The following is a 24,511-nucleotide window of genomic DNA, read 5'->3' as shown; positions in this document are numbered from 1 at the left end:
GGCCGCACATCGGCAGCAGTCCCGACACCTCGATGTACAGGACGCCGTAGTCGGCGTCGGGCCGGGTCGGCGGCTGCAGGATCGCCCCGCTCATCGCCGCGTGCCCGCGCGGCTCGTACATCAGCAGGGTCCGCAGGTGGTCCATGTGCGCGAGGAAATGCGCCCTGCGCTCGGCCATGGTGGCCCCGGGAATCACCCCGACACCCCCGGTGATCACCCGGGTGGGCATGCCCTCGGTGTGCGAATCGACGGCGTGGAAGACATGACGCGTACGCACGGATCTCCTTTCGGTGGAAGGGCGGGGGTGGCCGTCAGCGGTGGCCGTCGGCGACGGCCTTCTCGGTGGCGGTGCGCACGGCGGCCTCGATCGCCCCGGCGAGCGGGTGGCGCGGCGGGCGGGTCGGACCGCCCTGGCGGCCGACGATGTCCATGGAGAGCTTGATGGACTGGACGAACTCCGTCTTGGAGTCCCAGCGCAGCAGGGAGTGCAGGGACTTGTAGAGCGGCGCGGCGGTGGCCAGGTCGCCCGCGACGGCGGCGTGGTACAGCTCGGCGCAGCTGGTGGGCAGCGCGTTGGGGTAGCCGGCGATCCAGCCGACCGCACCTGCCACGGCGAGTTCGAGGAGGACGTCGTCGGCGCCGATCAGCAGGTCGAGCTCCGGGGCGAGTTCGGCGATCTCGTAGGCGCGGCGGACGTCGCCGCTGAACTCCTTGACGGCGACGATGCTCCCGTCGCCGTGCAGGCTCGCGAGCAGCGCGGGCGTGAGGTCGACCTTGGTGTCGATGGGGTTGTTGTAGGCGACGACGGGCAGTCCGGCGGCGGCGACCTCGGCGTAGTGGGCGCGTACGGCGTGCTCGTCGGCCCGGTAGGCGTTGGGCGGCAGCAGGAGGACCGATCCGGCGCCGGCCTCGGCGGCCTGCTCGGCCCAGCGACGGGACTCGGCACTGCCGTACGCGGCGACACCCGGCATGACCCGCGCCCCGTCCCCGGCCGCCGCGACGGCGGTACGCACGACCTGGGCGCGCTCCTCGTCGGTGAGCGTCTGGTACTCGCCGAGGGAACCGTTGGGGACGACCCCGTCGCAGCCGTTGGCGATCAGCCAGGCCACGTGCTCGGCGTACGCGTCGTGGTCGACGGACAGGTCCTCGCGGAAGGGGAGGGTGGTGGCGACCATGATGCCGCGCCAGGGTCGGTCGGTGTTCCAGGTGGTGGCGGTCATGTCGACGACCTTTCTATAGTGTGTGACATTTTATAGGTGGGGAAAGAGAGGCCCCTGATGGGCCTCTCCCCCGGGTGGGGTCTAACGGGCTTCCGCGTGCGGCGCGTCCGGTCCGTCCGTTCCTTCGAGCGCGGCGAGCGTCGAGAGGCGGACCGGGACGGCGAACGGGCGGCGCTCGGCGGGCGGTTCGGGCGGGCCGTCGGGCGCCGCGAGGCAGGCGACGGCCGTCCCGCACATCCGCCCCTGGCACCAGCCCATGCCGGCCCGGGTGAGGAGCTTGACGGTCCGGGCGTCCCGGGCGCCGAGGTCGGCGACGGCCTCGCGGACGCGCCCGGCGGGCACCTCCTCGCAGCGGCAGACGTCCGTGTCGTCGTCCAGCCAGGCGGGCCATCCGGGGCCGGGGGCGTGGGCCGCGGACATCACGTCGGCGAAGGCGCGCATCCGGTCCCGGCGGCGCCGGAGTCCGGCGGCCCGCCCCGCGTCCGGCCGCCGGCCCCGCAGCCGGGCGACGATCGCGTGCGCGGCCAGTTCCCCCTCCGTACGGGCGAGTTCGGCGCCTCCCACGCCGCCGGTCTCACCCGCCGACCACAGGCCGGCCACCGAGGTCTCCTGGAGGTCGTCGAGGGCGAGGCCCAGGGTCCCGTCGGGCAGCGTCCGGGTGGCGCAGCCGACGGCCGTGGCCAGTTCGATCTGCGGGACGAGCCCGTGCCCCACGGCCAGCGCGTCGCAGGCGATGCGGCGGGCCGTCCCCGGCACGGGACGCCAGTCGCCGTCGAGTCGGCTGACGGTGACGGCCTCCACCCGGTCGGTGCCGTGCACCTCGGTGACCGCGCTGCCCGGCAGCACCCGCACGCGGTGTCTGAGCAGTGCGGCGCCGTGTACCAGGGCTTCGGCCGCCTTCCGGGGGTTGGTCACGAGCGCCCGGGGGCTGCGGGCGTACCGCAGATAGCCGGCGGCCTCGACCACGGCCGGGACCCGCGCGCCGGCCGCCGCGAGCGACGAGGCGACGGCGAGGAGCAGCGGTCCGCTGCCGGCCACGACGACCCGGCGGCCGGGCAGGACGAGGCCGGACTTGAGCATGGCCTGCGCTCCCCCGGCGCCCACGACGCCGGGCAGGGTCCAGCCGGGGAAGGGCAGTTGGCGCTCGTACGCACCGGTGGCCAGGAGGAGCGTCCGGGCCCGGACGGAGACGGGTCGCTCCGCGGCGCCGTCGGCTCCGGCGACCGCGTGCACGGTCCACGTCCCGTCGGCTTCCTTCGTCGTGGCCCACACGTGGTGCCCCGACAGGTGGGCGAGGCCGCTTCCGGCCAGGCGCCGCCGCAGGTCGGCGAAGGCGGACCAGTCGTGGTGCAGGGCCTCGGGCCGTACCGCGCCGAGGGCGGGCGCCGGGTGCCGGTAGAACTGTCCGCCGGTCTGGGCGGACGCGTCGAGGAGGGCCACGGAGAGTCCGCGCTCGGCGGCGGTGACGGCGCCGGCGAGTCCCGCGGAACCCGCGCCGACGACGGCGAGGTCGTACGTCGCGTCCTGCCCGTGCCGCGTCCGCGGCGCACCCGGTTCAGACGGCGAGGCGGTCATGGCCGTGTCCTTCCTGGGTGGTGATCGCGTCGCCGGGGCGGGCGGGGACGAGGCAGGCGCGGCGGTTGGGTTCGCCGTTGACGGTGGCGAGGCAGTCGTAGCACTGCCCGATGCCGCAGAAGGCTCCGCGCGGTCGGCCGCCGTCCCGGGTGGTGCGCCAGGCGAGGATGCCGGCGCCCCAGAGGGCGGCGGCGACGGTCTGGCCCGGCAGGGCGGTGACGCGCCGGCCGTCGAAGGTGATCTCGAACGGCGGATCGGGCTGTGCGCCGACGAGGTCGGCGGGGGTGCGGGCCACGGGCCCTCCTCTCGTGACGGGGTGCGCGTGCCTCAGGGCGCGGGGGTGGACGCGGGTGCGGGGAAGCGGTCGGGGCGGAACGGGTGGATGTCGAGGGGTGGTTCGCCGCCGGTGAGGCACGCCGCGATGATGAGGCCGGTCACCGGGGCGAGGCCGATTCCGGCGCCCTCGTGGCCGCAGGCGTGCAGCAGTCCGGGGGCGCGCGGGTCGGGGCCGATGGCGGGCAGGTGGTCCGGCAGGTAGGGGCGGAAGCCGAGGTAGGTCCGGATCGCCCGTACGGTGCCGAGGACGGGGAAGAGGGCGGTGGCCCCGGCGGCGAGGCGGCGGAGCACCTCGGTGGAGAGGCTCCGGTCGAAGCCGACGCGCTCCCGGCTCGCACCGATGAGAACGGGTCCCGCGGGGGTGCCCTCGACGACCGCCGAGGTCTGGAGCGCGGCGGAGCCGCTGGCGACGTCCGCCACGTAGTCGGCGGCGTACACCTTGTGCCGCACCACGCGGGGCAGCGGTTCGGTGACGAGGACGAAGCCCCTGCGAGGCAGTACGGGGAGGTGTACGCCCGCGCGTTCGGCGAGCGCGCCGCCCCAGGTCCCGGCGGCGTTGACCACGTGCGGGGCGTGGAGGTCGCCGGTCGCGGTCCGCACGCCGCGGATCTCGCCGGCGGGGCCGGTGAGCAGTCCGGTGACCTCCTCCCCCAGCCGCAGCGTGATCCGGTCGCCGCCGGCGCGCAGGAGCTGGGCGGCGGCGTGGGCGGGCATCACCTGGGCGTCCTGTGGATAGAGGAAGCCTCCCGCCAGTCCAGGAGCGAGGTGGGGCTCCAGGTCGTGGAGCCGGTCCCCGTGGACCTCCTGGGCGGTGACGCCCGCCTTCTCCTGACGGGCCGCGAAGTCCCGCAGGGCCCGCATCCCGGACTCGCCCGAGGCGACGACGAGGCCGCCCTTGGCCTCGTACTCGACCCGCGGCGGGAGCAGGTCGGCCAGTTCCCGCCACAACGTGGTGGCGAGCAGGGCGAGTTCGAGTTCCGGTCCTGGTTCCTTGTCGGAGACCAGGAGGTTTCCCTCGCCCGCTCCGGTCGTCCCGCCGGCGACGGGACCGCGGTCGACGACGGTGACGGAGAGGCCGGCGAGGGCGGCGTAGTAGGCGCAGGCCGCGCCGACGACGCCGGCGCCGACGACGATGACATCCGAGGGTTTTCTCGTGGGCACGGCAGTAATATTTCACATGGCACTAGAGTTGCCAAGCCCTCACGGCGGAGCATCGCAGCCGTTTCCGAGGACCCTCGAGCATCCGCCGGACACGGATGGGTAACGGAGCGCCCGACACCTTGTCAGTGCAATTTCACATTACTATGTTACCGGTCACATTCCAGCCGTCGCCGGCTGCCCGACCCGCTGCTCCCGGAGTGACCACCCATGAACAAGCGCACGTGCACCTTGGCCACCGCCCTGGTGACGACCCTGGCCCTCGGCGCGACCGGCTGTGCCGACGGCGAGAAGTCCGACGGCTCCCGGGACCGCAGGAACCCCGCCACCTCCACCAACGGCTCGGTCCTCGGCGGCACCCCGCAGAAGGGCGGCACCCTCACCGTCCTGTCCAACCAGGACTTCAGCCACCTCGACCCGGCCCGCAACTGGGTCATGCCCGACATGGACTTCGGCACCCGGCTCCTCTACCGCACGCTCGTCACCTACTCGGCGAAGCCCGGCGCCAAGGGCAGCGAGCTGGTCCCCGACCTCGCCGAGGACCTCGGCACCCCCTCCAACGGCGCCAAGACCTGGACCTTCCGCCTCAAGCCCGGCCTGAAGTACGAGGACGGCACCCCGATCACCTCCCGGGACGTCAAGCACAACGTCGAGCGGTCCTTCTCCCCCGACCTGCCCGGCGGCCCCGACTACGCGGCCCGCTACCTCGTCGGCGGCAAGGAGTACCGGGGCCCGGCCGAAGGCAGGCACCTCGACTCGGTGAAGACCCCGGACGACCGCACGATCGTCTTCGAACTCCACACGCCCTTCGCCGAGTTCCCCTTCGCCGCCACCCTCCCGACCTTCGCCCCCGTGCCGCCTGCCCAGGACAAGGGCCCCCAGTACGACAGCCGCCCGTTCTCCTCGGGCCCGTACAAGGTCGATAGCTACGCCCGCGACAAGCAGCTCGTCCTGGTCCGCAACACCCACTGGGACCCGAAGACCGACTCCGTCCGCAAGGCGTACCCCGACCGGATCGTCGTCACCATGGGCCTCAAGGGCAACCAGATCGACGACCGGCTCATCGCCTCCTCCGGCACCGACGCCTCCGCCGTCTCCTGGGCCCAGCTCCGCCCCGAGTCCATCTCCAAGGTGCTCACCAAGGCCGATGTGAAGGCCCGGCTGCTCGCCGAGTCCAGCAGCTGCACCGAGATGGTCCAGATGCACACCGGCCGCGCCCCCTTCGACGACCTGAAGGTCCGCCAGGCCGTGCAGTACGCCCTCGACCGGGAGGCGATCGTCACCGCGGCCGGCGGGCCGGCCGTCGTCGACGCCTCCACCGCCGCCATGCCCGGCGCCCTCTTCGCCCGAGGCAAGCAGCCCGACACGCTGAAGATCCCGCTCTCCGGCGACGCCGAGAAGGCCAAGCAGCTCCTCAAGGAGGCCGGGAAGGCCGGCGGCTTCTCCACCCGCCTCACCGTCTCCATGAACGACAAGCGCATCGGCGAGGCCATCCAGGAGTCCCTGGGCCGGGCCGGCATCAAGGTGACGATCGAGACCGTCGACCCGTCGGCCTTCTACGACACCATCGGCGACACCAAGAGCCGTACGGACCTCGTCTACACCGGCTGGTGCCCCGACTACCCCTCCGGTTCCACCTTCCTCCCCTTCGTCTTCGACGGACGGTTCATCAAGGTGAAGGGCAACTCGGGCAACCACTCCCTCTTCAAGGACGACGCCACCATGAAGCGGATGGACGAGATCGCCGCCCTGTCCGACGGCGCCCAGGCCAACAAGGCGTGGCAGGACCTCGACGGGCAGATCCTCGCCAAGGCCCCGGTCGCCCCCGGCGCCTCGAAGCGCCGCACGCTCCTCATCGGCACCAACGTCGCCGGAGCCTTCGGGCACACCTCCTGGAGCGGCCAGCTCGACTACGCGACCGTCGGACTCAAGGACCCGTCGAAGAGCGCGAACTGAAGGACGCCCCTCCCATGACACTCACCACCACCTCCTCCCCTCCGGTGTCCGGGGGCAGCGGGGCCTGGCGGGCGGTCCGCGCGGAACTGCGCCGCCGCACCTCGCTGAAGGTCTCCCTAGCCGTCGTCGCGTTCTTCGCCCTGATGACCGTCGCCGCGCCGCTGATCAGCGCGCTCGGCGGCTGGGGCCCCGAGGAGTTCGACAAGGCGGCCGTCGACCCCTACCTCGGCGGACTGCCCATCGGGCCGCTCGGCGGGGTCTCCGCCGAGCACTGGCTCGGGGTCGAACCCATCACCGGACGCGACCTGTTCGCCCGCGTCGTGCACGGCGCCCGGGTGTCGCTCCTGATCGCCTTCGCCGCCACCGCGATCGTCGTGGTCGCGGGCGTCGCCGCCGGGGTCGCCGCCGGCTACTTCGGGGGCCGCACCGACACGGTGCTGTCCCGGCTGATGGACCTCACGATGTCCTTCCCGTCCCTCATCTTCATGATCGCGATGATGTCGGTGGCCCGGGACGTCAACCGGACGCTCCTGATGATCCTGGTCATCGGCCTCTTCGGCTGGCCCGGCGTCGCCCGGGTCGTGCGGGGCCAGACCCTCTCGCTCAAGCACCGCGAGTACGTCGACGCCGCCCGCGTCGGCGGCTCCGGACCCTGGCGGATCCTCGCCCGCGACATCCTCCCGGGCGTGGCCGGACCCGTCATCGCGTACACCACGCTGATGATCCCCGGCATGATCGCCACCGAGGCCGCCCTCAGCTACCTCGGCGTCGGGGTCCGCCCGCCGACCCCGTCCTGGGGCCAGATGATCGCGGAGAGCGTCGCCTACTACGACACGGACCCGATGTACTTCCTCGTCCCCAGTGTCTGCCTCTTCCTCACCGTGCTCGCGTTCACCCTCCTCGGCGACGCCCTGCGCGACGTCCTCGACCCGCGAGGGGGCCGTTCGTGATCCTCTACCTCGGCCGCCGGCTGCTCGGGGTGATCGGCGTCCTCCTCGCCATCGCCGCCGTCACCTTCGTCATCTTCTACGTGCTGCCCTCCGACCCGGCCGCCGCGGCCTGCGGCAAGGCGTGCAGCGACGAACGCCTGGAGGCGATCCGCGCCCACATGGGCCTCGACGCCCCCCTGTGGCGCCAGTTCGGCGACTTCGTCACCGGCATCTTCACCGGCCGCACCATGGGCAGCGGCCAGTACGCCCTGCGCTGCGACTTCCCCTGCCTCGGCTACTCCTACGAGAACAGCGAGGGCGTCTGGGACCTCCTCGTCGACCGGCTGCCGGTCTCCGCCTCGCTCGCCGTCGGCGCCGCCGCACTGTGGCTGGTCCTCGGCCTCTCCGCCGGCGTCACGGCGGCGCTGCGCAAGGACACCCTCACCGACCGGGCACTGATGGTCGGCGCGGTCGCCGCCGCCTCCCTGCCCGTGTACTTCACCTCGGTGCTGCTCATCTACGGATTCATCCGGCTCACCGGACTGCTGCCCTACCCGCAGTACGTCGCCTTCACCACCGACCCGCTGTCCTGGGCCGCCAACCTGCTGCTGCCCTGGCTGGCACTGGCCGTGCTCTACGCGGCCATGTACGCACGGCAGAGCCGCGGTTCGATGATCGAGTCCATGGCCGAGCCGTACATCAGGACCGCCCGCGCCAAGGGCCTGCCGCGCCGCACCGTCGTCGTCAAGCACGGGCTGCGGGCCGGCATGACCCCGGTCCTCACCCTCTTCGGCATGGATCTCGGCGGGCTCCTCGCGGGAGCCGTCATCACCGAGTCCCTCTTCGGGCTCCCCGGCATCGGGCGCCTCTTCTACGGCGCCCTCAGCACCGGCGACCAGCCCGTCATCCTCGGGGTGACGCTGCTCGCCGCCACCTTCATCGTCGTCGCCAACCTGGCCGTCGACCTGCTGTACGCCGTCGTCGACCCACGAGTGAGGTACTGATGACCGCACCCGAACCCCTCCTGCGGGTCCGCGACCTCACGGTCACCTTCGCGACCCCGCGCGGTCCCGTCCGGGCCGTGGACTCCCTCTCCTTCGACGTGCCGCACGGGCGCACCCTCGGCATCGTCGGCGAGTCCGGCTCCGGCAAGTCCGTGACCTCGCTGGCCGTCATGGGCCTGCACACCGGCGCCGAGGTGTCCGGCTCCGTCGCGCTCGACGGCCGCGAACTCGTGGGTCTGCCGGACCGCGAGTTCAACCGGCTGCGCGGCCGGCGGATGGCGATGATCTTCCAGGACCCGCTGTCCAGCCTCCACCCGTACTACACGGTCGGCGAGCAGGTCGCCGAGCACCACCGGGTGCACTTCGGCTCGCGGCGGGCCACCGCCCGCGCCCGCGCCGTCGAGGCGCTCGCCGAGGTCGGCATCCCCGAGCCGAAGCGCCGGGCGGGGGAGTATCCGCACCAGTTCTCCGGTGGCATGCGCCAGCGGGTGATGATCGCGATGGCGCTGGTCTGCGAACCGGACCTGCTCATCGCCGACGAGCCGACCACCGCGCTCGACGTCACCGTGCAGGCCCAGATCCTCGACCTGCTGGCCCGGCTCCAGCGGGAACGGCGGCTCTCCGTCGTGATGATCACCCACGACCTGGGCGTGGTGGCCCGGGTCGCCCACGAGGTGCTCGTGATGTACGGCGGCCGGGCTGCGGAACAGGCCCCGGTGGACACGCTGTTCGCCGAGCCCGCGCACCCGTACACGCGCGGCCTGCTCGACTCGCTGCCCCGGCTCGACGACCCCGACGACGTACCGCTGCGGGCGATCCCCGGCAGCCCGCCGTCGCTCCTCGACCCGGCGCCCGGCTGCGCCTTCGCCGCGCGCTGCGCGCGGGCTGCCGCCGGCACCGAGGAGGAGCGGGAGCGCTGCGCGAGCGAGCGCCCCCGGCTCGGCGGGCCCGAAGGACACGCCGCCGCCTGCCACTTCCCGTCGTTCCCGGCGCGGGCAGCCGCGCCCTCCCCGTACGAAGGGGTCGACTCATGACCACCGCCCACGCGGCACTGCCGCATCCGGCGCCCGCGCCCGACGGCACCGCCGCGCCGCCGCTGCTGCGGGTGCGCGATCTGGCCATGTCCTTTCCGGGGCGCCGCCGTTCCGCACCGGTCCGGGCCGTCGACGGCGTCGGCTTCGACCTGGCCGAGGGCGAGACCCTGGGCCTGGTCGGCGAGTCCGGCTGCGGCAAGTCGACCACCGGCCGCATGATCGTGCGGCTCCTGGAGCCGACCTCGGGTTCCGTCACCTACGCGGGCCAGGACGTCACCCATCTCTCGCAGCGGGCCCTGAAGCCCCTGCGGCGCGAGATGCAGATGGTCTTCCAGGATCCGCACTCCTCGCTCAACCCGCGGCAGTCGGTGGCCCGCATCATCGCCGATCCGCTGCTGGTGCAGGGCGGTTCGGCGGCGGACGCCCGCAAGCGGGCGCGGGAGCTGATGGAGCTCGTGGGGTTGATCCCGGAGCACGCCGACCGCTTCCCGCACGAGTTCTCGGGCGGCCAGGCCCAGCGCATCGGCATCGCCCGCGCGCTCGCCACCGGCCCCCGGCTGGTCGTCGCCGACGAGCCCGTGTCGGCCCTGGACGTCTCCGTGCAGGCGCAGATCGTCAACCTGATGGAGCGGCTCCAGCGCGAGCTCGGCCTCGCGTACCTGTTCATCGCCCACGACCTCTCGGTCGTGAAGCGGGTCTGCGACCGGGTCGCCGTGATGTACCTCGGCCGGATCGTGGAGATCGGCGTGAAGGAGCGGGTGTACGCGGCTCCCGCCCACCCGTACACGCGGGCGCTGCTGTCCGCCGTGCCGCTGCCCGATCCGGCGGCCGAGCGGGCCCGGGAGCGGATCACCCTGCTCGGTGATCCGCCGAGCCCGGCCGCTCCCCCGCCGGGCTGCACCTTCCACCCGCGCTGCCCCAAGGCCCGGGAGATCTGTCGTACGGAGGCACCGCTGCTGCGGATCGCCGCCCCGGGCGAGGCCCGTCAGGTCGCCTGCCACTTCCCCGAGGCGGGCTGAGGCCCCGCCGAAACGCCCCGGTCCCGCGCGTGCGGGGCCGGGGCGTTCGCGATGAGGGGTGAGGGATGAGACGTGAGATGTGAGGCGTGGAGGCGCGAGGCGTGCGGCGTGAGGCGTGAGGTGTGCGGTCCGGTCAGGAGGCCGCGCGGAGCGCCTGATGGAGGGCGCCGGCGACGGCGAGGTCCTCCCAGGCCATGCCGACGCTCTTGAAGAACACCGGGCGTTCCGTCATCGGGGCGCGGCGACCGCGCACCAGGTCGGCGAGGGTGCCCCTGATGTGGTCCGGGCCGATCGCCCCCTCGGCCACCGGGACGAGCAGGTCCCCGGCCTCACGGAGCGCGGCGGCGCGCGCCTCCACGTACACGTCGGCGCGGGTGACGAGGGCGGTGTCGGTCTCCCGGGCGTCCGGCTCGTGCGAGCCGACCGCGACGACGGTGGCGCCGGGGGCCACCCGGGTGCCGTCGAAGAGGGGTTCGCGGGCCGTGGTGCAGCAGACGACGAGGTCCGCCTCGGCCACGTCCTCGGGCGTGCCGGTACGGGCGGGGGCGCCGAGCGTCCGCGCGTACCCGGCGAGGGCACGCGCGGCGACGGGGTCGCGCCCGACGACGATCGCCTCGGCGATCCGGCGGACGGCGAGGACGGCCTCCAAGTGGCCGTAGGCCTGGGGCCCGGTGCCGAAGAGCACCAGGCGCAGGGGGCGGTCCTCCGGCGCCAGGTGGTGGACGGCGAGGGCGGAGACGGCCGGGGTGCGCAGTTCGGTGAGGGCCGCTCCGTCGAGGAGGGCGAGGGGCTGGAGGTTCGCGCCGTCGAGCAGCAGGTAGGAGCCGGTGATGCGGGGCAGGCCGAGGGCCGGGTTGCCGGGGGCCACACCGGCGATCTTCACTCCGGCGAGCGGGCCGAACGCCGCCGGCATGAGGAGGAGTTCGCCGGCCGGTACGTGCACGGAGGTCCTGGGCGGGGCGGTCTCGGGGTCGAAGCCGGCGAGCAGGACGTCGGCGAGGACGCGGGCCGCCGCCGCCGGGGTGAGGGCGCGGGTCATGGCGGCGGCGTCGATGTGGAGCGGCTCGGTCACAGGAGGAATCCCGTCCCCAGGTCGTCGTGGGCGTCGAGGACGAAGGTGTGGCGGCCGGTGAGGTGGGTGGCTCCGGTGACCTCGGTGACGCCGCCGGGCAGCAGTCGGCCGGTGAAGACGGTGTCGGCCACGGACTCGTGGGTGAGGGTGGCTCCGCCGTCGAGGCGGCCGTCCTCGCCGAGCAGGGCGAGCCGGGCGGAGGTGCCGGATCCGCAGGGCGAGCGGTCGATCTGGCCGTCGGCGAAGACGGTGACGTTGCGCTGGCGCGGTCCCTCGGGGGTGTCGGGGAGGTCGTCGTGGAGGATGACGCCGTACACGTCGTGCTCCGGGAGAGCGGCGCGGATCTCCCGTCCGGCCCGGACGAGTTCGGGCAGGGCGGCCTTGGTGGTGTCGAGGCCGAGGGCGCGCGCGGGGACGGAGACGTAGCAGGCGCCTGAGTCGGCGAGGTCGACCTCGACCGTGCCGAACGTGGTGGTCACCGCCACCTTGCGCGCGAGGACGCGCGTCGGGACGTTGCGGAAGGTGACGCCGGTGGTGCGGCCGCCGGCGCGGTGGACGGTCGCGGTGACGCGGCCGGAGGGGACGTCGATGCGGACGGGGACGTCGCCGTCGTCCGGCGCGGGGACGCGTCCGGTGTCGACGGCCCAGGCGCCGAGCGCCATGGTGCCGTGGCCGCAGGCGGTGGAGTAGCCGTCCTTGTGCCAGAACAGCACGCCGAAGTGGGCGCCGTCGTCGTCGGGCGGAACGATGAAGCCGCCGTACATGCCGGAGTGGCCGCGCGGCTCCTGGACGAGGAGCCGGCGCAGCTCGTCGAGCGGTCCGAGTCGCAGCGCGAGGGCGCGGCGCTCGGCGACGGTGTCGCCGGGGATCGGGGGGAGGTCCTCGTCGACGATCCTGAAGGGTTCGCCTGCGGTGTGGTAGTCGGTGGTGCGGACCGATCGCGGGGTGGTGCTCACGTACTGCCTCCGGGAAGGGATGTGCGGGGGAAACGGGTGCCGGGCCGGCCACTCCCCCCGTGGAGTGGCCGGCCCGGACGGTGGGCCGGTCAGCTGCGCAGGGGGCCCTCGCAGGCGAAGCTCGACGTGCCCGCGACCCGGCTGGACCAGATGTCGACGGGTCCGAAGGAGCAGTTCATGTCGGCGAGGTTGTTGGAAGCGGCGCCCGCGCGGTCGAGGATGAAGTAGTCGACGGTCTCGGACATGTCCTTGAAGACCTTGTCGGCGCTGCCGGCGTCCGACAGGTTGGCGGTGATGCGTCCGGTGCAGACGAAGCGGCGCTTGCCGTACTCGCCCGCCTCGAAGCAGTCGGGGGTGTTCTGGGTGGCGTTGGCGAAGGCGGTCCGGACGGCGGAGACGTCCGTGTCGCGCAGGTACCCGTTGGCCGTGTAGGTGGTGTTCGGCACGTACAGGGTGTCGACCTTGGCGATCTGCGCGTCGAGGAACCGGTCGTAGGCCTGCTGGAGGCCGGCGTCGGCGCTCTGCCGCTCGCGCCACGCGTCGTAGCCGCTGACGTCGTTGTTCCGCAGGTTCGTGTACATCTCGCGGAGCAGCGAGGGGCGTTCGGTCCACAGGAACTCGAAGAAGGTGCCCGCGTAGTTGTAGAAGCGGAAGCCGTCGCCGTCGTAGGTGGCGTGGAGGAGCTGGCGCACGCTCATCCGCGGGCCGCCGCCGGCGGTGTCGTTGATGACGCCGCGGACGAGCGACTTGCGGACGGCGATGCCGTTGTCGCGGGTGGCGCCGTCGAAGAACTCGGCGGTGCCCTCGTCCATGGCGGTGGTGCGGTCGCCCTGGTACCAGGGGCCCTGTCCGAAGAAGCCGGGGACGGCGAAGCGGCCGTTGAGGTAGTGGACGTACTCGTGTCGGAAGAGCTCTTCCAGGGTGAGGCTGGAGTCCTGGGGGACGCGGCGCTGGTAGGTGTAGAAGGTGGCGCCGTTCTCGATGTAGATGCCGCCGTTGTTGGTGCCGTACCCGGTGAGGATCGGGTGGTAGTTCTCGTAGTCGGCGCGGGAGGCGTACAGGACGATGTTCAGGGTGGTGTTGGGGTCGCCGGCGAGCGGCTGGTCGGTGCCGATGACGCGGTGGTACTGCGCCTTGACCTGCTTGCTCGCGTAGTAGAGCTGGTCGACGGTGGCCCGGTCGAGCGCCGTGCGGACCTTGATGGCGCCCTTGTCGTAGGTGTACGTGTACGGGAAGAGCTGCTTCTCGATGTCCTCCTTGCACACGCCGTACGGCTTGCAGGCGCCGTAGTAGTTGAGCCACGAGACGACCTTCGCCCACTGCTGGCTGCCGCGGCCGAAGGTGGTCACGGTCTGGTCGAGCAGGGGGCCGAGGTCGGCGACGATCTGCGTCTTGAGGGCCGCGATCTCGCCGAAGCGGCCGTACTCGCCGAGGGCGTCGCGGGCGACCCAGTCGTTGGCGGTCCCCTTCAGGTGCCCGTAGCCGGCGAAGGCCTTGAAGAGCGCGCGGTACGCCGGGTCGGCGGCGGCGGCCGCCTGGAAGGCGGTGTCCTGGTTGCCGGAGTAGACGCCGAGGTAGTTGACGGAGAGCGCGGCGAGCGCGGCACCGGCCCAGGCGGGGTCGAGGTGGGTGGCGGTGTGCGCCGGGTCCATGGTGGCGAGGACCCGCTTGATCAGGCCGAGCTGGTGCTGGCGCAGGCCGGGCGCGCTGGCGGCGTACAGCGCCTCGCGCAGGGTGTTCGCGTTGCTCTTCGTCACGTCGAAGGTGCGCGGGGCGGCGCCGAAGTCGGCGACCGCCTGCCGTATCGCGTCCACGGTGGGCGCGTCGGTGGTGTCGATCTCGCCGCGGGAGTAGTCGTGGTAGGCGACGGCGTGCAGGTAGGTGAACATCCCCTCCAGGTGGGAGGAGTTGTTGCCGTCGTGGGACGGGGCCAGGCTCGATATGCGGCGGGCGACGGCCTGGACGTGGGCGTCGGACATGACGGGGACGAGCCGGGCGTCCCAGGTCCAGATCAGGGTGTTGACGCAGTCGGTGGTGACCGCCGGGTCGGCGAGGAAGGCGGCGAACTGGTCGGCGGTGAGGCCGGTGATGCCGTCGAGGGTGCAGGGCACGCCGGCCGCGGTGGTGTCGGCGGCCGCGGCGAGGCTCCGGACGGCGGTGCCGGACGAGGCCTTGGCCTTGTCGACGGCCTTGGCCTTGCCGGAGACGCGGCCGACGGCGAGGCCGCCCGGGGCGGGGGCGGGTCCGAAGGTCTTGGCGGTGGCGGTGGCGCGGTGCTCGACCTCGTCGAAGGGGTTGGTCACGGCGGCGGTCTGCGGTGCCGCGGGGCCGGCGACGGGGGTCGTCGGGGCGGACCGGTCCTCGGTGTCCGCCGCCGAGACGGCGGACTGGCCGGCGGAGGCCAGGAGGGTCACCGCGATGGCGGAGGCGAGCAGGGACGAGCGCACACGTCTGTGGAGGGACAACAGAACTCCTGCTGTTGAGGGGGGTTGGCGGGGATGAGGTACGCGAACTGGCCCGGTTCGCACGGCGTATGACAGACGTTCATCGAGCCGTGTGCGGTGTAACATAGTAATGTGAAATTGCACTGACAACCCCTCGGGCGGCATCACTTCACCGGCCGGCCGCGCACTTACCCCCTCATCGGGACCAAACGGTCACCGGAACCGGAGTACGGGGTCCTCGATCGGTGCCCGCCGCAGGACCCGGCGGTCGTGGTAGTAGTCGTTCCGGATCCGCCACGGGTCCCGGGTGCCCTGACGCGGCATGACCGCGTCGCCGCGCGCGATGTAACCGGAGGACAGCGCCTCGCCCATGAGGGACACCGCGGAACGGTCGGCCTCGGCGGCGACGGGCGTGACGCTCGTGAGACCGCGCCGGTCCAGGTGCGCGACCAGCCGGCTGACGTAACCGGCGGCCAGGTCGGCCTTCAGCGTCCAGGACGCGTTGGTGTAGCCGATGACCATCGCCAGATTGGGCACGCCGTCGACCATCACGCCCTTGTAGAGCAGCCGGTCGCGCAGCACGACGGGCCTCCCGTCGACGGCCAGCTCCATGCCCCCGGCCAGCCGCATCCGCAGACCGGTGGCCGTCACCACGATGTCGGCCGGGATCTCCTCCCCCGACCGGACCCGCACACCCGTCTCGGTGAACGTCTCGACGTGGTCGGTGACCACGGACGCGCGGCCGCTCCTGAGCGCGGCGAAGAAGTCGCCGCCGGGCACCGCGCACAGCCGCTGGTCCCACGGCTTGTACGCCGGGGTGAAGTGGCGCATGTCGACGCGGTCGCCGAGCTGCGCCCGTACCGCGCGCAGCAGCACCCGCCGCATGAGGCGGGGAGCCTTCCGGCACAGCACGTACATGGCGCGCTGCAAGGCGATGTTGCGGGCGCGCCCGAAGCGGTGGACCAGCCCGGCAGGGACCCTCAGCCCGCGCAGGAACCGCGAGAAGGCGTCGTCCGCCGGGAGCGTCAGCAGGTAGGTGGGCGAGCGCTGGAGCATCGTGACGTGCGCGGCCCCCGCGGCCATCGCGGGGACCAGGGTGACGGCCGTGGCACCGCTGCCGACGACGACGACCCGCTTGCCCGTGTGGTCGAGGTCCTCGGGCCAGTGCTGCGGGTGTACGAACGTCCCGCCGAAGCGCTCCTCCCCCGGGAACTCCGGGCGGTGCCCCGCGTCGTAGTCGTAGTAGCCGGTGGCGCCGACGAGGAAGCGGGCGGTGTGGACCTCGGTCTCGCCGGTGGCCTCGTCCACCGCCTCGACGGTCCAGCGCCCCCGCTCGCTCGACCAGTCCGCCCGGACGGCCCTCCGGCCGAAGCGGACGCGGTCGGACACGCCGTACGCGTCGGCGGTCGTCCGGAGGTAGCGGCGGATGTCCTCACCCCGGGCGAGGACCTTGGTGTCGCGCCAGGGACGGAAGCGGTAGCCGAAGGTGTACATGTCCGAGTCCGAGCGCACGCCGGGATAGCGGAACAGGTCCCAGGTGCCGCCCACCCCGGCGCGCCGCTCCAGGATCGCGAACGTGACGCCCGGGTTCCCGGCGAGCAGGTGGCAGCCGACGCTGATGCCGGACAGCCCCGCGCCGACGATCAGCACGTCGACGTGCCGCTCCGCCATCTCCGTACTCCTCCGCCGCCGGTCGTTCCGGTGGGCATTCTGCCCCAGGCCGGCACCCGGCCGGTCGGGCGGTCGGCCGCCCGGGCGGTCGGGGCCGGGGCCGGCCCGGCGGAGTCCTCCGCCGGGCCGGCTCACCCGTACGGGGCGGGGTGCGAGCCGTCCGGGTGCGGTCTGTCAGGTCGGGAGCTGTCGAGGTGGGGGCTACAGCACGCCGAGGTCGGTGAGGATCTCGTCGGCCGCGCGCTGACCGGATTCGGCGCCGCCCTCCATGTAGCCCTGGGCCATCTCGGAGGTGTGCTCGCCCGCGAAGTGGGTGTTGCCCTGGCGGACCCCCTCGTAGCCGCCGTACTGGTGGGCGTACCCGGTGGGCATGCCGGCGTACGAACCGTACGCGTTCGGGTTGAGCGGCCAGGCGGCGAGCGTGGCCTTGCCGGTCCAGTGGGCGGTCAGGCCCGGGAAGACCGGTTCGAGCTGGGCGAGCGCCGCGAGGGCGTATCCGGCGATCTGGGGGTCGGCCGCCGTACGGAAGGGGGCGGACGGGGTGAAGTCCGCCGCGTGGGATCCGCCCGCGTAGACCGTGAGGATGCCCTTGCCGCCGGGCTGGGCCCTGCTGGAGTCCCAGGACGTCTGGTATCCGGTGTCGCTCATCGTGCTGCCGGTGGCGGTCCCCCACGGTCCTGAGGCGTTCCAGTGGCGGGTGTCGAACTGCAGGGAGAGCTTGCAGTTCTGCCCCATCCGCATCGCGGCGAGACCGGCCAGCTTGAGGCTGTCGAATCCGGCGGCCGACAGGTTCAGCCGCTGGAGCACGCCGGCCGGAAGGGCCAGCACGGTGTGGTCGGCGAGCACCGTCCGCGTACAGCCGGCGGCGGTGAACGTGAGCAGCTGCCGGCCGCCCGCCGCCGCCGCCACCGACTGGAGCCGCCACCCGTGGCGTACCGTCCCCGGCGGCAGGGCCGCGGCGATGGCCTGCGGGAGGCGCTGGTTGCCGCCGCGGACGCGGTAGCGGGTGTCGCTCTCCCCGAACAGCGCGAAGCTGTTCGGGGTCGCCTGGTAGGCGAGCACGCCGATGATGCCGAGCGCCGACGAGGCGTGGGTGTCCATGCCGAACTCGGTGGTGTAGGCGACGTCGAGGAGCTGCCCGAACGGCGAGCCGTGGCCGCCCGGGACACGGGTGGCGATCCAGTCGTGGATCGACATGTTCGACAGGGCCACGGCGCCGGGGCTGTTGGCGGCGTTCCAGGCGACGGGCCAGTCGAAGGTGGCGAGGTCCTGCTGGAGCACCGGCTTCAGCTTCTTGAAGTCGGCGCTCGCCTGGGCGTAGGTGTAGTACGCGCCGCCGAAGCGGTAGACCTCGGTGGTACCGGCGGGCTCGGCGGCACGCAGGTCGTCGAGGGGCAGCCCGAAACGGGCGGCGAGGGCCTGCATGCGGGCGTGACCGGTGTCGATCATCTCGCCGCCCCACTCGGAGCTCTGACCGTCGCCCCAGTAGGCACCGGCCGGTTGGGAGTACATCCGGCCGCCGACGCGGGTGTCGGCCTCGTAGACGGCGGAGGCCACACCGTGGTCGGCCAGCCGCAGGGCCGTGTTCAGACCGGCGATGCCGGCGCCGACGATCGCGATGACCGGCTGGGGTGCCGTGTCGGCGCGGGCGGTGCCCGCCGCGCCCACGGCCGCGGTGGCGGCCACGCCCACGCCCGCGGCGAGGCCGCCCAGGACGGTGCGGCGGGAGGGCCCTCCGGCGGCCCGGTCGGCGGTGGCGGCGATGTCGGTGGAGTGTTCGGCGACGATCCGGCGCAGCATGCGGGCCGGTGCGGTACGTGCCATGTACGGCTCCTTCCAAGGGGGGCCGGTTCCCTGGGGAGGGGAACCGGGAGCGGCGGTGGCGCGGCGCCACCGCCGACGGGAGGGGCCCGCGCGGGCTCGGGGATCAGCCGGGGTGGCGCGCGGGGCGGCGGTGCGGCCAGCCGTCGAGGAGCTCCAGCTCGGCGGCCACCCGGATGAGGGCGGCCTCGTCCCATGGGCCGGCGATGAGCTGGCTGCCGACGGGGAGGCCCTCAGCCGAGGTGAAGGTCGGCAGGCTGACGGCGGGCTGCCCGGTGATGTTGCAGATCGAGGTGAAGGAGATCATCCGCGTCTCGGTGGTGCGCGGGCCGCCGGGGTCCGCGTTGGCCTCGTCGAGGAGCGCGTCCACCGGCGGCGGCAGGCAGGCCATGGTGGGGGTGAGGAGCAGGTCGAACTCCTGCCCCCACTGGGCGCGGACCGCCCTGGCCTCCTCGGCCAGCAGGTGCGCGGCCCGGGTGTACTCGCCCGAGTGCCGGCGCGCGGCCCGGTCCATCCGGAACCGCAGGTGCGGCTCGGCGCGTTCCGGCCACTGGTACGGGGCGGCCCACAGGGCGGCGTCCAGGACGGTCTGCGCGTACCCGGTGATCGCCTCCTCGCTGAAGAAGCGCGGGGCGGCGGGGGCGACGTGGTGGCCGAGGGCGACGAGCAGCCGGGCGGTGTGCTCGGCCGCGGCGACGCACTGCGGATCGACGGGGAGCCCGGTGGGCGCCTCGGTGAGCAGTCCGATCCGGAGGCGCCCGCCGTCGCGGCCGACCTCGTCGAGGTAGGGCCGGTCGGGCGCGGGTGCCTGGTACATGGCGAGCCGGTCGGGCACGGACAGCGCGTCGAGCAGCGCGGCGGCGTCCCGGGTGGTGCGGGTGACGGCGCCCTCGACGGTGGCGTGCTCCCAACCCGGCACCTGCTGCGGCACCCGGCCCCGGCTGGGCTTGAGGCCCAGCAGGCCGCAGGCGGAGGACGGCATCCGGATCGAGCCGCCTCCGTCGTTGGCGTGGGCGACGGGTGCGAGGCCGGCGGCGACGGCCGCGGCGGCACCACCGCTGGAACCGCCGGCGGAGTACGCGTGGTCCCAGGGGTTGCGGGTGCTGCCGAAGCGGCTGTTGTCGGTGGTCGACAGCAGGCCCATCTCGGGCGAGTTGGTCCGCCCCATGAGGAGGAACCCGGCGTCGAGGAACCGGCGCACGACGGGCTCGGTGAGCGTACGGGGCCGGTCGTCGACCCCGTACGAGCCGTACGTGGCGGGCTGCCCCTCGACCTGCGTCAACTCCTTGACGGGGACGGGGACTCCGTGGAACGGCGGGAGCGGAAGGCCGTCGGTGACGGCCTGCTCGGCCCGGCGGGCGGCGGCGAGGACGGCGTCCTCGTCGAGCCAGGTGAAGGCGGCGAGCTCCCCGTCGTACTCCTTGATCCTGCGGAGGTAGGTCTCGGCGATCTCGACGGGGCTGAGGTCGCGCCGGCGAACGGCCGCCGCGAGGTCGGTGGCTGAGGCGAACGGGTCCATGGAAGGCGGCTCCAAGCGGGGTGGGGCGGTCAGCGGACCGCGAGGATGTCGTCGAGGCGGTCGCGCAGACCGGGCCCGTTCGGCGCGTCGAGGACGACCCGCCCGGCCTCCATCACCACGACGTGCCGGCTGTGCGCGAGGAGCGTTCCGGCGTGCTGGTCGACGAGGAGGACGGCCGTGCCGGCGGCGGCGATCACGCCGAGGGCCTCCAGGACGTCGGCGACCACCGAGGGCTGGAGCCCCTGGGTCAGTTCGTCGACGGCGATCAGGGTCCGGCCCGCCAGCATCGCCCGGGCGATGCCCAGTTGCTGCTTCTGCCCGCCGGAGAGCGTGCCGGCCTGCTGCCCGGCGCGGTCGGTGAGCAGCGGGAAGACGGTGTACGGGTCGACGGCCGGGGCGGTGTCACGGCGGCGGGCGAGGCGCAGGTTCTCGGCGACGGTGAGCGCGGGGAACACCCCCCGGTCCTCGGGCATCAGCGTGGCGCCGGCCCGGGCGAGCAGTTCGGGGCGGCCCGGGGGTACGTCGCGTCCGTCGAGGGTCACCCGGCCGCCGTGCCGGTCCGCGAGGCCGAAGACGGTCCGCAGCAGGGTCGTCTTCCCGGCGCCGTTGCGGCCGATCAGCGCGGTGATCTCACCGCCGTGCACGGTCAGGCCGGTCGGCCTGACCACGGCCGCCTGCCCGTATCCGCCGGCGAGGTCGGTCAGTTCGAGCATCAGGTCGCTCCCAGGTAGGCGGCGCGGACCGCCGGGTCGGCGGCCACCGCGTCGAGCGGGCCCCGGGCCAGCACCCGGCCGTCGGCGAGGACCACGACCTCGTCGGCGAGTTCCCGCACGATGTCCATGTCGTGCTCGACCACGAGCAGCGCGCAGCCGGTACGGCGGTTCACCTCGCGGAGTTCGCGGGTGAGGCGGCGTGCGTCGTCGGGTCCCAGTCCGGCGGCGGGTTCGTCGAGGAGGAGCAGCCGGGGCGCGGCGGCCAGGACCATCGCCAGTTCCAGCCGCCGGCGGTCGGCGAGCGGAAGGGTGCCGGCCGGCCGGAGTTCGTCGTCGGCGAGGTCCCCGAACCCGGCGGGCGGCCCGGTCGGCTCCGGTGCCTCGATCCCGGCGAGGCGGAGGTTGTCCGCCGGGGAGAGTTCGGCGATCACACTGGGGATCTGGAACATCCGCCCCACGCCCAGCCCCACCCGCCGGTGCACCGGAAGCCCGGCCGCGTCCGTCCCGAACAGCCGCAGGGTGCCGGCGTCCGGAGCGAGTTGTCCCGCGACGACGTTCAGGAAGGTGCTCTTCCCCGCGCCGTTCGGTCCGATCAGGCACACGCACCGGCCCGCCTCGACCGTCAGGTCCACTCCGGCGAGCACCTCGACGGGACCGAAGGACTTCCGGACGCCGGTGACGGCGAGCGGCACGCTGTCACCGGGCGGCACCGGGGTGTCCGGGGTGTCCTGCGGGGGGTTCGGTGTGGTGGGTGCGTTCGGCAGGTTCGGTGTAATGGGTGCCTTCGGCGTGGTGGGTGCCTTCGGCGTGGTGGGCGTGTTCGGCGTGGTGGGCGTGTTCGGCCTGTTCGACGCTTCCGGGCTCTCGCGGCCCTCGGTGCGGCGGGCCGCGGTGCGGAAGGCCAGGGCCCGGCGATTCGTGGCCGGCAGGCGGACGGCCGGCCCGGGCCCGGCCAGCCATCGGCGCGGTGCGGCGGTCAGGCCGGCCGGTGCCACCTGGACGACCAGCAGGAAGAGGGCGGCGAGCCCGAGGAGGTACCAGCCCTGCCAGGCGGACCCCAGGTACTGCTGGCCGACGGTGACGGCGACGGCTCCCACGAACGGCCCCACCGTGGACTCGCGCCCGCCGAGCGCCAGCCAGACGAGTACGGACGTCGACAGGCCGAGGCCGAACACCTGCGGCGACACCAGGCCCGCCACCGGCGCGTACAGCGCCCCGGCCAGCGCGGCGACGGCCGCACTCGCCGCGAAGGCCGTGGTGCGCACCCTGGTTCCGTCGACCCCGCTCTGGGCGGCCCGCTCGGGGTTCCTGGCGGCGGCCAGCAGACGGGCGCCGAACCGGCCGCGGACGAGCAGCGCTCCGCAGACCGCCACCACGGCCGCGACGGCGCCGAGAGTGACGTAGTACGACGTCACCACGTCGGGCCCGGACACGGAGAGCCCGTTGGTCCCGCCGGTGACGGGGGCCAGGGTGGTGGCGGCGCGCTGGAGGAGGAGCCCGACGCCGATGGTCAGGAGGATCAGCGGCGCGTCGGGCACCGGGGCGGCCAGACCGATGCGGACGACCGGCACGGCGAGCGCCGTGGCGGCGGCGACGGCGGCCGCCACCGCCAGGATCCAGGGAAGGTCGTGCTCCTGGCCGAGGGCGACGGCGTACGCCCCGAGACCGAAGAACGCGGCGTGGCCGACGCTCAGCAGTCCGGCCCTCCCCCAGCTCAGGTCAAGGCCGTAGGCGAACAGGCCGTAACTCAGGCCGAGGGTGAGGGTGGCGACGGCGAAGGCGTCGAGGCCGAAGGGGGCGGCGAGCAGGGCAGCCCCGGTGAGGGCGGGCAGCGCGAGGCGCGCGACGCGGCGGGCGCCTCGGGTTCCTCGGGTTCCTTGGATCGGGACGACGGGGGTGGAGGCGCTGGCCTCGGCGGATCCGGCGGAGGTGGAGGCAGGCGTGGAGGCAGGCGTGGAGGCGGTGGGCGAGCCCGACGCCGCGGGCGCGGTCACGCGCAGCCCTTCTTCGGGGTCGTGTCGACGACCATCGGGTGGGTCCTGGTGACCGTGTAGGCGCCGTCGCGGCCGATGGTGACCTCGCTCATGTCGGCCTGGAGGACGTGGTTGCCGGCGTCGAAGCGCGTGCCCTTGCCCAGGGGGCTGTCCAAGGACAGTCCGCTGATCGCCTTGTTCACGGCCACGGGGTCGTTCGAGCCGGCCTTCTCCGCGGCGGCGAGGAAGAACTTGACGCCGAAGTAGGCGTTGCCGGCCACCTCGGGTATCGGGGCCTTCCACTGGTGGGCGGTCCGGTAGTCCTGCGCGAAGCCGCGGCTCTCGGCGTCGTCCAGGCGGTCGCTCCAGCGGACCGTGTGGGTGCGGCCGGCGACGAGGTCCGCGAGCGCGGGCTGGAAGTCGGCGTCCAGGGAGGCGCCCTCGAAGCCGAGCTCCGGCGTGAGGAGGCCGAACTGCTGCCCCTGCTTGCCGAAGGTGACCGCGTCGGCGCCGACGACCATGGAGAGCACCGTGTCGGGGGCGGCGGACTTGAGCCGGCCGATGACCGGCTGCCAGTCGGTCTGGCCGAGCGGGCTGTACTCCTCCGCGACGACGGTGCCGCCCGCCTTCTTCACCAGTTCCTTGGCGACACTGGCGTAGTAGTGCGGGTAGTTGTAGTCGGAGCCGACGAGGGCGACCTTGGTGCCGTACTCCGCGACGAGTCCGGGGACGGTGGGGGTCAGCATCTGCCGGGTGGACTCGCCGAAGCCCCACTGGTAGGCGAAGCAGTGCTCGGTGTCTCCGAGGATGGCGGTGCCGAAGGGCACGTGCGCCTCGTCGGCCACCCGGCCGACCGCCTCGGCGGTGTCGCCCGTGATGGTGCCGAACAGCATCGTCACCTTGTCCTGGCGGACCAGGCGGCGGGCGAGCTGGGTGGAGTTGGCCGGGTCCCCGGCGTCGTCGACCACGACGTACTCCACGGGGCGGCCGTGTACTCCGCCGTCGGCGTTGACCTTCTTGACGGCCAGTTCGAGACCGTTGCGCAGGGCGGTGCCCACCTGGGAGACCGGTCCGGTCAGCGGGACGATCACGCCGATCCGCACGGGCCCGCCGGTGGCCGGGGCGTCGTCGTCGGAGAGGGCCGCGCCCTGACACCCGGTGAGCGCGAGGGCGAGGGTGCCCGCCACCGCCAGCGCGGTGGTGCGGGGTGCGGGCGTCACGCGGCGCTCGCGGGCGCGGGGGTACGACGGAACCATGCGGAGAACCTTCCGATCCAGGGGCGCGAGCGCAGGGCGGCGATCGCGACGACGACGGCGTAGAAGAGGGCTTCGGCGAGGGTGTCGGACAGCCACGTGCGCAGCAGGACCGACAGGGCGGAGATCAGCAGGGCCGCGCCGGCGGCGGTGGCCAGCGCGCCGGGGCGGCTGAGCAGCAGGCCGAAGAAGACGGGGACGAGCAGGCCGAAGCCCATGCTGGGGTTGACGGCGAGGACGGGGCTGTAGAGGGCCCCGGCGAGGACCGCGAGCAGGCCGCCGACGGTGAAGGCGGTGGCGCGCATGCGGCGCGGGTCGGTGCCCAGCAGCGCCGCCATCGGCGGGTTGTCGGCCACGGCGCGCAGCCGCAGGCCCCAGTCGGTGCGGTGGGCGGCGACCAGGACCACGCCGATGACGGCGACGGCGGTCAGCGCGCAGACGAGACGGTAGGCCGGGTACGGGGTGCCGAGGACGTCCAGCGTGCCGTCCACGGGTACGGCGACGGTACGCGAGGTGCCGGTGAAGAGGAGTTCCGCACCCTGCCGCAGGGCCATGCCCAGTCCCCAGGTGACCAGCATGGCGGCCAGACCATCGGAGCCGGGGCGCCGCAGCAGCAGCCGCTCGACGACCAGGAGCAGCGGCACGCCGGCCGCGAGGGCGAGCAGCGTACGGACACCGAAGGGCGCGGTGGTCGCGGTCGCGGCGACGTACGCGCCGGCCATGGCGAGGTCCCCCTGGGCGAGGTTCACCACCCGGGTGGCCGCGAAGATCACCGCGATGCCGACCGTCAGCAGGCCATAGAGGCCGAACTGGCCAACGATGGCCAGAAGTACATCCATCTGTTACCGCCTCTGTGCT

The 24,511-nt window shown here is 73.6% G+C and carries 20 protein-coding genes; 5 read left to right on the top strand and 15 right to left on the bottom strand.

The window, feature by feature from the left end:
* From MRBLMG1_RS27635 to MRBLMG1_RS27615, 5 genes are all read right to left on the bottom strand, one after another.
* Window positions 1-277: proline racemase family protein (locus tag MRBLMG1_RS27635; protein WP_367826844.1), on the bottom strand; the 277-nt coding region annotated here is incomplete at its 3' end.
* Between the two features lie 34 nt (window positions 278-311).
* Window positions 312-1,220, bottom strand: a complete 909-nt coding sequence (locus tag MRBLMG1_RS27630) for a dihydrodipicolinate synthase family protein (RefSeq protein ID WP_367826843.1) — start codon at window positions 1,218-1,220, stop codon at window positions 312-314.
* A gap of 81 nt (window positions 1,221-1,301) precedes the next feature.
* On the bottom strand, window positions 1,302-2,795 hold the full coding sequence (locus tag MRBLMG1_RS27625) for an FAD-dependent oxidoreductase (protein WP_367826842.1): 1,494 nt from the start codon (window positions 2,793-2,795) through the stop codon (window positions 1,302-1,304).
* The gene (locus MRBLMG1_RS27620; RefSeq protein ID WP_367826841.1) at window positions 2,776-3,090 is read right to left on the bottom strand and encodes a (2Fe-2S)-binding protein; all 315 of its coding nucleotides are present in this window, start codon (window positions 3,088-3,090) and stop codon (window positions 2,776-2,778) included. Before MRBLMG1_RS27620 ends, MRBLMG1_RS27625 begins: the two co-directional genes overlap by 20 nt.
* 32 nt (window positions 3,091-3,122) lie before the next feature.
* Window positions 3,123-4,292, bottom strand: coding sequence for an NAD(P)/FAD-dependent oxidoreductase (locus MRBLMG1_RS27615; RefSeq protein WP_367826840.1), 1,170 nt, complete (start codon window positions 4,290-4,292; stop codon window positions 3,123-3,125).
* Window positions 4,293-4,499: 207 nt separating this feature from the next.
* On the opposite strand from MRBLMG1_RS27615, the gene MRBLMG1_RS27610 reads away from it, so the two are divergent.
* The 5 genes from MRBLMG1_RS27610 to MRBLMG1_RS27590 are packed head-to-tail and all read left to right on the top strand — an operon-like array spanning window position 4,500 to window position 10,231.
* Window positions 4,500-6,245 carry an ABC transporter substrate-binding protein gene (locus tag MRBLMG1_RS27610; RefSeq protein ID WP_367826839.1) on the top strand — a complete coding sequence of 582 codons (1,746 nt, stop codon included), beginning with the start codon at window positions 4,500-4,502 and terminating at the stop codon, window positions 6,243-6,245.
* 14 nt (window positions 6,246-6,259) lie between these two features.
* The gene (locus MRBLMG1_RS27605) at window positions 6,260-7,195 is read left to right on the top strand and encodes an ABC transporter permease (protein ID WP_367826838.1); all 936 of its coding nucleotides are present in this window, start codon (window positions 6,260-6,262) and stop codon (window positions 7,193-7,195) included.
* The gene (locus tag MRBLMG1_RS27600; protein ID WP_367826837.1) at window positions 7,192-8,178 is read left to right on the top strand and encodes an ABC transporter permease; all 987 of its coding nucleotides are present in this window, start codon (window positions 7,192-7,194) and stop codon (window positions 8,176-8,178) included. Before MRBLMG1_RS27605 ends, MRBLMG1_RS27600 begins: the two co-directional genes overlap by 4 nt.
* Window positions 8,178-9,212 (top strand): ABC transporter ATP-binding protein, encoded by a 1,035-nt coding sequence (locus MRBLMG1_RS27595; protein ID WP_367826836.1) that lies wholly within the window; start codon window positions 8,178-8,180, stop codon window positions 9,210-9,212. The genes MRBLMG1_RS27600 and MRBLMG1_RS27595 overlap by 1 nt, the downstream gene beginning before the upstream one ends.
* Entirely contained in the window at window positions 9,209-10,231 is a 1,023-nt protein-coding gene (locus MRBLMG1_RS27590) for an ABC transporter ATP-binding protein (protein ID WP_414721653.1), read from the top strand. Before MRBLMG1_RS27595 ends, MRBLMG1_RS27590 begins: the two co-directional genes overlap by 4 nt.
* A 133-nt stretch (window positions 10,232-10,364) precedes the next feature.
* On the opposite strand, the gene MRBLMG1_RS27585 is transcribed toward MRBLMG1_RS27590, so the two are convergent.
* The 10 genes from MRBLMG1_RS27585 to MRBLMG1_RS27540 all read right to left on the bottom strand — a co-directional run bounded on the left by MRBLMG1_RS27585 (window position 10,365) and on the right by MRBLMG1_RS27540 (window position 24,492).
* Window positions 10,365-11,303 (bottom strand): ornithine cyclodeaminase family protein, encoded by a 939-nt coding sequence (locus MRBLMG1_RS27585; protein ID WP_367826835.1) that lies wholly within the window; start codon window positions 11,301-11,303, stop codon window positions 10,365-10,367.
* Window positions 11,300-12,259, bottom strand: coding sequence for a proline racemase family protein (locus tag MRBLMG1_RS27580; RefSeq protein WP_367826834.1), 960 nt, complete (start codon window positions 12,257-12,259; stop codon window positions 11,300-11,302). Before MRBLMG1_RS27580 ends, MRBLMG1_RS27585 begins: the two co-directional genes overlap by 4 nt.
* Before the next feature lie 89 nt (window positions 12,260-12,348).
* Window positions 12,349-14,724: a collagenase gene (locus MRBLMG1_RS27575; RefSeq protein WP_367826833.1), complete on the bottom strand. Its 2,376-nt coding sequence runs from the start codon at window positions 14,722-14,724 to the stop codon at window positions 12,349-12,351.
* A gap of 192 nt (window positions 14,725-14,916) precedes the next feature.
* Entirely contained in the window at window positions 14,917-16,374 is a 1,458-nt protein-coding gene (locus MRBLMG1_RS27570) for a flavin-containing monooxygenase (protein ID WP_367826832.1), read from the bottom strand.
* 201 nt (window positions 16,375-16,575) lie between these two features.
* Window positions 16,576-18,198 (bottom strand): flavin monoamine oxidase family protein, encoded by a 1,623-nt coding sequence (locus MRBLMG1_RS27565; protein WP_367826831.1) that lies wholly within the window; start codon window positions 18,196-18,198, stop codon window positions 16,576-16,578.
* A 103-nt stretch (window positions 18,199-18,301) separates the two neighbouring features.
* Entirely contained in the window at window positions 18,302-19,714 is a 1,413-nt protein-coding gene (locus tag MRBLMG1_RS27560; protein WP_367826830.1) for an amidase, read from the bottom strand.
* 29 nt (window positions 19,715-19,743) lie between these two features.
* A complete protein-coding gene (locus MRBLMG1_RS27555) occupies window positions 19,744-20,427 on the bottom strand; it encodes an ABC transporter ATP-binding protein (RefSeq protein ID WP_367826829.1) in 684 nt (227 codons plus the stop codon).
* Window positions 20,427-22,421: an ABC transporter permease subunit gene (locus MRBLMG1_RS27550; RefSeq protein ID WP_367826828.1), complete on the bottom strand. Its 1,995-nt coding sequence runs from the start codon at window positions 22,419-22,421 to the stop codon at window positions 20,427-20,429. The genes MRBLMG1_RS27555 and MRBLMG1_RS27550 overlap by 1 nt, the downstream gene beginning before the upstream one ends.
* On the bottom strand, window positions 22,418-23,656 hold the full coding sequence (locus MRBLMG1_RS27545; protein ID WP_367826827.1) for an ABC transporter substrate-binding protein: 1,239 nt from the start codon (window positions 23,654-23,656) through the stop codon (window positions 22,418-22,420). Before MRBLMG1_RS27545 ends, MRBLMG1_RS27550 begins: the two co-directional genes overlap by 4 nt.
* On the bottom strand, window positions 23,617-24,492 hold the full coding sequence (locus MRBLMG1_RS27540; RefSeq protein WP_367826826.1) for a branched-chain amino acid ABC transporter permease: 876 nt from the start codon (window positions 24,490-24,492) through the stop codon (window positions 23,617-23,619). The genes MRBLMG1_RS27545 and MRBLMG1_RS27540 overlap by 40 nt, the downstream gene beginning before the upstream one ends.
* Between the last annotated feature and the right edge of the window lie 19 nt (window positions 24,493-24,511).

Source organism: Streptomyces sp. LMG1-1-1.1 (genome assembly GCF_040815545.1).
GTDB lineage: Bacteria > Actinomycetota > Actinomycetes > Streptomycetales > Streptomycetaceae > Streptomyces.
The sequence above is the reverse complement of the archived record's forward strand: the minus strand, read 5'-3'. Positions and strand labels throughout refer to the sequence as shown.